The sequence below is a fragment of the Polyangium sp. 6x1 genome (assembly GCF_029946515.1).
Taxonomy (GTDB): Bacteria; Myxococcota_A; Polyangia; order Polyangiales; family Polyangiaceae; genus Polyangium.
Map to the genome: position 1 here is coordinate 93,717 of NZ_JARZHH010000042.1, position 7,947 is coordinate 101,663.

4 protein-coding genes and 1 pseudogene are annotated in these 7,947 nt (G+C 71.5%); 1 reads left to right on the forward strand and 4 read right to left on the reverse strand.

Annotation, left to right across the window (positions count from 1 at the left end; translation table 11 throughout):
* Positions 1–81: 81 nt before the first annotated feature.
* Positions 82–1,317, forward strand: coding sequence for a hypothetical protein (locus QHF85_RS31975; protein WP_281331171.1), 1,236 nt, complete (start codon positions 82–84; stop codon positions 1,315–1,317).
* A 36-nt stretch (positions 1,318–1,353) separates the two neighbouring features.
* Here QHF85_RS31975 and QHF85_RS31980 read toward each other — a convergent pair whose 3' ends face one another.
* The 4 genes and pseudogenes from QHF85_RS31980 to QHF85_RS31995 all read right to left on the reverse strand — a co-directional run.
* Positions 1,354–1,944 (reverse strand): DUF3365 domain-containing protein, encoded by a 591-nt coding sequence (locus QHF85_RS31980; protein ID WP_281331175.1) that lies wholly within the window; start codon positions 1,942–1,944, stop codon positions 1,354–1,356.
* Positions 1,945–1,966: 22 nt separating this feature from the next.
* Positions 1,967–3,271, reverse strand: coding sequence for a cytochrome c3 family protein (locus QHF85_RS31985; RefSeq protein ID WP_281331172.1), 1,305 nt, complete (start codon positions 3,269–3,271; stop codon positions 1,967–1,969).
* A gap of 15 nt (positions 3,272–3,286) precedes the next feature.
* On the reverse strand, positions 3,287–7,057 hold the full coding sequence (locus QHF85_RS31990) for an FAD-dependent oxidoreductase (RefSeq protein WP_281331173.1): 3,771 nt from the start codon (positions 7,055–7,057) through the stop codon (positions 3,287–3,289).
* 258 nt (positions 7,058–7,315) lie between these two features.
* Positions 7,316–7,947: pseudogene (locus QHF85_RS31995) on the reverse strand (hypothetical protein); the annotation flags it as partial.

A 7,947-nucleotide genomic window follows, 5' to 3' on the forward strand; every position in this document is an offset into this window, starting at 1 on the left:
GGCGCTCATTTGTACGCTAAGGTTGACGCCCTCGGAAGGAAAGCGGAAAGCCGCCTCTCGACCGACTCCGGAGCTTTCGTGATGCGATCCTCGCGCGCTTCCCTCCTCGCCTCGCTGTTCTGCCTCTCGAGCCTCGTCTCGCCGAGCGCCCACGCCGCGCCACCGGCCAAGCCCGCGAAGGCCCAGAAAGCGCCGGAGCCGCCGCCGCTCCCACCCGCGCAAGCGCGCCTCTGGATCGTCGCGCCGACGATGGCAGGGCCGTGGACGATGCGGATCGACAACGAGGGCAAGGTCCCTCTGCGCGTGCCCGCCGATCCAAGGCTGCTCCGGTTCGAGATCGAGGTGGAAGGCGAGAAGAAGCCCACGACGTGCGAGCTGCCGAAGTCGCTCCGGCCGTCGAGCTACCCCGAGAGCCGCGCGCTCCTGCTCGGCCCGGGGCAGTCGTACGTCGAGCCCTTCGATCCGAAGCTCTTCTGCTTCGGCAAGGCCGCGGCGGCGCTCCGGCCGGGCGTCACGTTGCACGCGAAATTCGGCTGGGATCCGCCGAAAAAAGGCACGAAGAAGCCGCCCGAGCCGCCCTTCGCCGCCGAGAGCACCGAGCGCGAGCCGACGGTCGCGTCCGAGCCGCAGATCCTCGCCCCCGCGATCGTGCTCGGCGAGAGCCCGCCTTCCCTGCCGCCTGCGCCGGCCGCGAATGCGAACGGGAGCGTGACGAAGCCCTCGGACGGCAAGCCCGCCGCGCCCGCGCCGATCGTCGACGAGCGCGCCGGGAAGCTCGAAATCTCGGCCGACGCGTTCAAGGACGTCGCCGCGCCGAACGGGGTCTCGCTGACGGTGACCGCGAAAAACGCGGGGCTCCGGCCGATCTTCGTGGCGCTCCGGCCGTGGATGTTCTCGTTCCGCGTCGACGGGCCGTACGGGCACACGAAGAGCTGCCTCGGCGATCCGCCGCGCGGGCTGCCGAAGGACGCGTTCCGGACGTTGAAGCCCGGCGCCACGACGTCGTTCACCATCCTGCTGCACGAGGTTTGCCCGCGCGGCACGTTCCCGCGCCCGGGCCTCTACCGCGTGACCACCACGCTGAACGCCGGCGAGACCACCGAGGGCGCCGAGGCCTACACGGCCGACGTCTCCACGCAGACGCCCACGCTCCTGCGGCTCGCGTCCGCGCCCGAGCCCTTCTTCCCCGAGCCGCCCAAGGCCCTGCCCCCGCCGCCTCCGCCGCCCGCGGATACGTCCGCGTCCCCCGATGCCGCGCCGTCCCCCGACGCGTCGCCGTCCCCTGCGCCTTCGTCGCCGGCTCCGGCCGGCCAATAAAACGAACCCCCCCGCTCGGCCCCCCCGGCCGAGGTGTTACTTGTTCACGGGGATGCGGATCACGAGGCCGCCCATGATCTCGCCTTCCTTGAAGTCCTTGCGCGGGCTGTCGGCGTGCTCGTTGTGGCAATTCGCGCACGCGGCGGCGACGGCCTTGTCCGGATAAACCGCGGTGAAATAGGTCTTGTCCGCGATTTTTTCCTCCGTGTAGTAGTTCTTGCCCGGGTTCTCCGCGACGAACTTGAGGCCCGCCTTCTCGGCGTCCGTCTTCGCCTTGTTCTGCTGGTTGATCGGCCACTGCGAGAGGAGCGCGTACGAGAAGCTCGAGTTCGTCTTCTGCGCGTGCTCGGCCCCCATGCGCAGCATCTGCGCCGGCAAGGGGAGCGTCTTCTCCTCCTTGAACCGCTCGGTCGCCTTGATCGCGTTCTCCTTCACGAGGCGATCGACGACCTGGCCCGCGTAGGTCGCGCGATCGGCCGAGATGACGGCGTAGAGCGCGTCCGCCATCTGCTGCGGCTGGATGCCCGCCGCCGCCCCGCCACCACCCTGGCTACCGCAGCCGAACGCCGTCACGCCGGCGAGGACCACGGCGCCGCACAACATCGCGACCGCCTTCGACTGTCCCATCTTCACGTCGTCTTCTCCTTGCTCAGCGCTTCCCCTGCGCTGCGCGCTTCTCGACCATGTCCACGCTCGCCACGTGTTTCTTCGGGCGACCGGCGAAGTTGTGCCGGACGAGCTCCGGGTCCGCGACCGCGTCGAGCGAAAACGCCACGCCGTGGCAGCTCGCGCAGACGTTGCGGACCATCTTCTCGCTCGGCCTCAAGTTGTCGTTCTGGTTGTGTTGCACCACGACGGCTGCGCCTTCCGACGGCTTCTCGCGTGGCATGTGGCACGTTGCACACGATACACCCGTCCCGGGCGACGCCGTGCGGTTTATCTCGGCCTCCCACAGCTTGAAGTGCGGCGACCGCTGGTACGACCGGCTGTGTTCGTCGTCGTGGCATCCGAGGCACGAGTCCACGGCCGCCTTACGCGCGTTCACCGAGTGCCCGCCGTGACAGCTCTCACAGCCGACCTCGAGGCCCTTGGCCTCGGGCCGCATCGGCAAGCGCGCAAGCGCCGGGCTCATCGGGCCGAGGCCGGCCGCGACGCGCATTCCGTGCTTTCCCTGGCCAAACCCCTTGTTTTGTTCCGCGTGGCAGCCCGCGCAGATCGTGAGCGGGGGTTTGTCCACCCAGGCCATGCCCTGCGTTCCGCCGTGACAACCCGAGCAGTTGATGCCCGCGCGCGCGTGCGCCGACTCCTCCCACTCCGAGACGAGCGCCGCCGAGAACGCCACCGTGCGCGGCGCGTCCTGCTGATTCGCGGCGAGCGACTTCGGCCCCTTCGCGACCATCGCGACCCCGCGCGGCAAGACCTTCGCCGACGCGAGGAGGACGGGCTCGCCGAGGTGCTTCTTCAGGTAATCTTCCCAGAGCCCGCGGTTGTCGTGGTAGTTGTGGCAGCCCGCGTCGCTGCACGTCGTAAACGACATCCCGGCGTGGCTCGGTCGCTCGGTGCCGACGTCGCTGTGGCACGTGACGCAGAAATCCACGGGGAGCGAGTAGCCCTCGCGGTGCGTCCCCTCGGGCCAGTGCTCGACGTGGCAGGTGACGCAGCGGCGCGCGTCGATCTTTTCGAGGTTGCCGGCGTTGCGCGGGTCGTTGAACTTCGACGCGGGGTGCGAGTCGGCCGCGGTGCGCTGTTCGCCGTGGCAATTCGTGCAAGCGTCGTCTTTGACGCCGCCGAACGGCGTGTGGCAGGACGCACACGCCATTTCGATTTGATGGTGCCCGTGCGAGGTCTGGTCCGGCAAATAGAGCGTCTGGTCGGACGTGAACCGGAACGCCCCGAACCCGCCCACGAGCCCCGTGAGCAGGAGCCAGGCCAATATCGAGGTACGCGTGCTCATCAGCAGGCCCGCCTCTCAGTAGTAGTACACGGCAAGCACATGGAGGGCGACGAGGATCGGTAGCGGCCAGGTCAGATAGAGGTGAACGGAGGAAGCCCGCAAACGTCGATCACGGGCCGCGAGGGGGCTCCACCGGGAGCTCACGGCGAAGACGCCCCCCGCGAGCGCGCCGAGGATCACCACGGCGAGGAAGTCGATCGCCAGGACGAGGTTGATCCGGGTCCCCGCGGAGAGGCCCGTGTGCAGGAAAAACAGGAGCAGGGTCGCCGCGCCGAGGACGGCGTGCGCCGCGCGCCAGACGGGCACGTCCGCGGACCGGAACCGCTTCCACCGCTTGCGCAGCGAGACCCCGAGGCTCGCCACGGCCAGCGCGACGAGCGTGTAGCCAGTCACCTGCTTCTCGACCCCCGGGCGCAAGAGCGCGTCCAGCAGGACGCCCGTCCGGACGGAACGGGAGGGGGCGAGGGAGGGGGCGAGGGCCAGCACGAGGACGCAGGATAAGGCCACCGCCGACGCAACGAGGAGAATCTTGCGACCGCGCTCCGGCGGAGCCTGGATCGGAGCCGCGATCGAGGGCCGCACGGGCGGCACCGACGGGGTCTGGAGCGCGCCCGGCGGCATGCTGAGTCGCTTCGGAGGCACCCAGCTCCGCCGGGACATCGGCGCCCGATCCACGGGCGGGATGCTCGGGGTGAGGCTCGGCGTGAGCCCGTCGCGCGAGGCCGAGAGGGCGTCGGTGATCTCGCCCTCGTCGACGGCCGAGAGGAGGGAGATGCGCGAGTAGCTCGTCGAGGAGATCTCCTTGCGGTCTTCGGTGTCGATGAGGCCCTCCATCGCCGAGAGCCGCCGCGCCGAGGAGGGCGGCGCGTCCGAGGCCGCGAAGAGGGTCGACTCGATGACGGGCAAGGGCGCGAGCCTCGGCAGCGGCTCGTCGATCGAGAGGATCGCCACGTCCGAGGGCGGGAGGATGACGCCGCTCGAGATCGGCCGCGACGAGATCGGCGGCACGGACGAGGGCGGGACGGACCGCGAGGAGGGCGGCGGAGCGACGGTCACGACGCGCACCGAGCCGGCCGGCGGCGTCGACCTGCGGACCGGGCTCTGCGCGGTGGCGCGCGCGGCGAGGCCGAGGACGAGGCCCGTCGCGGGGGTCTCGGGGAGCGCGGGTGGCATCGCCTCGCCGCCGAGCCCGAGGAGCGCGATGCCGGTCGGCGGCGTCGACGTGCGGCGCGGGGTGCGCGGCGTGATCGCGATGCCCGAGGGCGGCGTGAGGGAGGAGGCGCGGACCGAGGCAGGTACTTGCACCTCGAACGACCGAACCGACCGCGGGACGACCGGGATGCCCGTGGGCGGCGTCGGCGCGGCGTCGACACGCACGACCGGCTCGAGCGAGAGGCGGGCCGAGCGCGGCACGATCTCGATCCCCGTCGGCGGGGTCTTCGTGGACTCGCGCGGCGCGCTCTCGACGAGCGTCGCATCCGAGCGCGGCGCGATCTCGGCGCGGGCCTCGACGAGCGTCGCATCGGACCGCGGCGCGATCTCGGTGCCGGCCGGCGGCGTCTCCGACGCGAGCGCGACGCCGCGCCGCGCGACGGGCGCCTCCTCCGGGGCCTCTTGCGCCTCGAACGGAGCGGCGCCGAACGTCGCCGCCGGGATCACCTCCGCCGGGGAAGGCGGCGGGATGGACGAGCGGAGCGTGCTCGGCGGCGGCAGGTCCACGGCGACGCGCGCGGCCAGGGACGCGCTGCGCATCGACACCGGACCCGGGTCGACGTCGTCCTCGGTCGGCGGGCGGATCATCCGGCCCCGTACGGACATCGGCGCGGGCTCGATGTCGTCGTCGTCGGCTTGCACGGGCGCGACGGGCGCCGGGGCGCGGCGGGCGAGGCCATGCGCGACCGCGAGATCCGGCGGCCGAGCCGTGATCGTGATCGAGAGGCGATGCGAGGGCGGCGCGAGGTCGCGGACCGAGGGCGGCGCGAGCTCGATGCCCGCGAGGTTCTCGAGCGACGAGGGCGTGCCGTCGCGGCGCGAGCGCGGCGCGTCGCTGTCGAGCGACGACGACGGAACGGTGGCGAGCGACGAGGGAGGCACGACGCTCGTGCGCTGCGACGAGTCGAGCCGCGACGAGGGCGAGAGCTCGCCGCCGCGACGGCTGCGCGGCCCCTCGCCCCGGCGCGAGCGGGGACCACCATCGCCGCGCCGGCTGCGCGGCCCCTCGCGCCACGACGCGGGGATCGGCTCGAAGACGCTGACGGGCCCGTCCTGGCCGAGCAGCTCCGCGAGCAGCGGCTTGCACGAGCCGCAGAGCGTGCCCGCGCCCGTCTTCGTCCCGAGCGCCTCGACCGAGGCGCAGCCGCCCTCGATCGCCAGCGCGAGCGCGCCGCGCGTCACCCGCACGCAGCCGCAGACGACCGCCTCGGCCGGCCACTCCGTGACGGGCGAGGACTCGGACTTCGGCCACAGGTTGCCCGTGCCGCGGAACCTGCGCATGTCCCAGAACGAGAGCGGCAGCGGCGCCTTGAGCAGCTCGCGGATGCGGTCGAGGTTCTCCCACTCGCCCACGGTCACCGCGCCGATGAGCCTGCCGTCGCGGATCACGAGCTTGCGGTAGACGCCGCCGCCGTTGAACACGAGCGCGTTGCCGCCGAGCCGCTGATCGCCGTCGTGCTCGCCGAGCGCCGCGACGGTCACGCCCATCAGCTTGAGCTTGGAGGAGGTGTCGGCGCCCTCGAACTTGCGCTCGGCGCCGAGCAGGTTCGTCGCGAGCACGTCGACCATCTGGTAGCCCGGCAGGACGAGGCCGTAGGTCGTGCCCCGGTGCGACGCGCACTCGCCGACGGCGAAGATCTGCTCGTCGGGCTCGCGCGTCTTCCTGTCGATGGCCTGCAGCCGATCGTCGACCACGATCCCGCCGTCGCCGGCCATCTGCAGCCCCGCCGCCTTCGCGAGCTCGCCGCGCGGCCGGATGCCCGCCGCGAAGACCACCATGCCGACGAGGAGCGTCTCGCCGTCGTCGAAGTGGAGGCGCAGCCCGATCGAGGGGGTGTCGTCGCTACCGTGGTCGGGGACGCGCGGGGCCGGGGTCCGGTACGTTCCGCCGGGCGGCTCGAGCGTGACCTCCTCGATGCGGACGAGCTTCTTGCCGCACCGGACCTTCACGCCCATCCGCTCGACCCTGTCGCGCAGGACTGCGCCTCCGTCGGCGTCGAGCTGCCGCGGCATGAGGTAGGGCGAGACCTCGACGACGTGCACGTCGAGCTCGAGGTCGAAGACCGCCTTCGCCGCTTCGAGGCCGAGCAGGCCCCCGCCGATCACGGCGGCGCTCTTCATCGGCGCGAACTCGCAGGCGTACTCCTCGATGTCGGCGACGTCGTCGAGGGTGCGGTAGACGAAGACGCCCGGGAGGTCGGCGCCCTCGATCGGCGGGACGAACGGGCGCGAGCCCGTGGCGAAGACGAGGCGGTTGTACTCGACGCGCAGGCCCGAGCGCGAGCGCACCACGCTCTGGTCGCGATCGACCTCGACGATCGGATCCCCGAGGAAGAGCTCGATCCCGCTCTGCTGGTACCAGTTCTCCGGCGCGAGCGGGAACGTCGAGAGCGGGCGCCCGGCGAAGTAGTCCGTGAGGTGAACGCGGTCGTAGGCGGCGAACGACTCCTCGCCGAAGACGACGATGCGGATCTCTTCGTTCGCGCCGTACTCCACCATTCGCTGGCAGAGCTTCCAGCCGACCATCCCGTTGCCGATGATCACCAGGGTTTGGGACTGGTCGCTCAGATCCACCGTCGGTCTCCGCTCACCCCTCTTACCCTCGGTCATCGCGGCGGCGCTCGGCCCTTATACTCCATCCACGTAATTCGAGGACGGAAGCAAAGGCTCGAAAAAACCACGCAAGCCCATTCGATAAGCGATGCTGCCCACGAAAATGGACCGCATTCCGCGCTCCCTGCCGCGAGGCCTCCAAGCCAGGCTGGGCTCGCCTTGCCGGACACGCAAGCCGAACCGCAAGCGTCCGGACATGGGAGCAAGTTCCAGCGTCAATCAATCGACGGACGGGACGGTCGCGTTCACCCAGGTCGCGACGCCCCGCGCAGCCGCGGGCGCCCGGAACGCCGCGGCCGAGAGCTCACGTTGCATGCAGTTTGCCGCGGCCTCGTAGCGCGCCTCGGTGCCGCTCGCGCTGATCGACGAGGGCACGATGTAGCCGTCCACGTCGATTTTGAAGCGGAGCACGATCGTGTCGGGCGGTAGGATCTTGCCATCGGCGCCGCGGCAGCGCGTGACGAGCGGATAATAAAGCTGTGCACGCGCGGCGCGTTCGACGGCGGACGAGGGGATTCCCTCGTGCACGTCGGGGCTGCCCTCCTGGATCTGGATTCGTTTGCCCATGCGCGGCACGGACGCGTCGAGCCCGCCGCCTTTGCCCTCCGCTCCGTCGCGTATCTCGTCGCGGACGCCCGTCTCCGTACCGACGAGCGTCCCTCCGTCCGGGCCCGTCGACGTGGCCGAGGCCTTCGGCGCGGCGGCGAGGATCTCGTCGAGCACGCCCCGCGCGGGCGCCTTCGCGACGGGCGCGCCGCCGTCCTCGGGCTCGGCGAGCGGCAAGCGCGCGGCGGCGTCGGGCGAGAACACGGACGAGGCCGCGCGCGGCGGAGGCGCGGGCGCGGGCGCGG

Excerpts from the sequence above, each read along its gene's own strand:
- QHF85_RS31985 (WP_281331172.1), bottom strand. The coding sequence starts at position 3,271 with ATGAGCACGCGTACCTCGATATTGGCCTGGCTCCTGCTCACGGGGCTC.
- QHF85_RS31975 (WP_281331171.1), top strand. The coding sequence starts at position 82 with ATGCGATCCTCGCGCGCTTCCCTCCTCGCCTCGCTGTTCTGCCTCTCG.
- QHF85_RS31980 (WP_281331175.1), bottom strand. The coding sequence starts at position 1,944 with ATGGGACAGTCGAAGGCGGTCGCGATGTTGTGCGGCGCCGTGGTCCTC.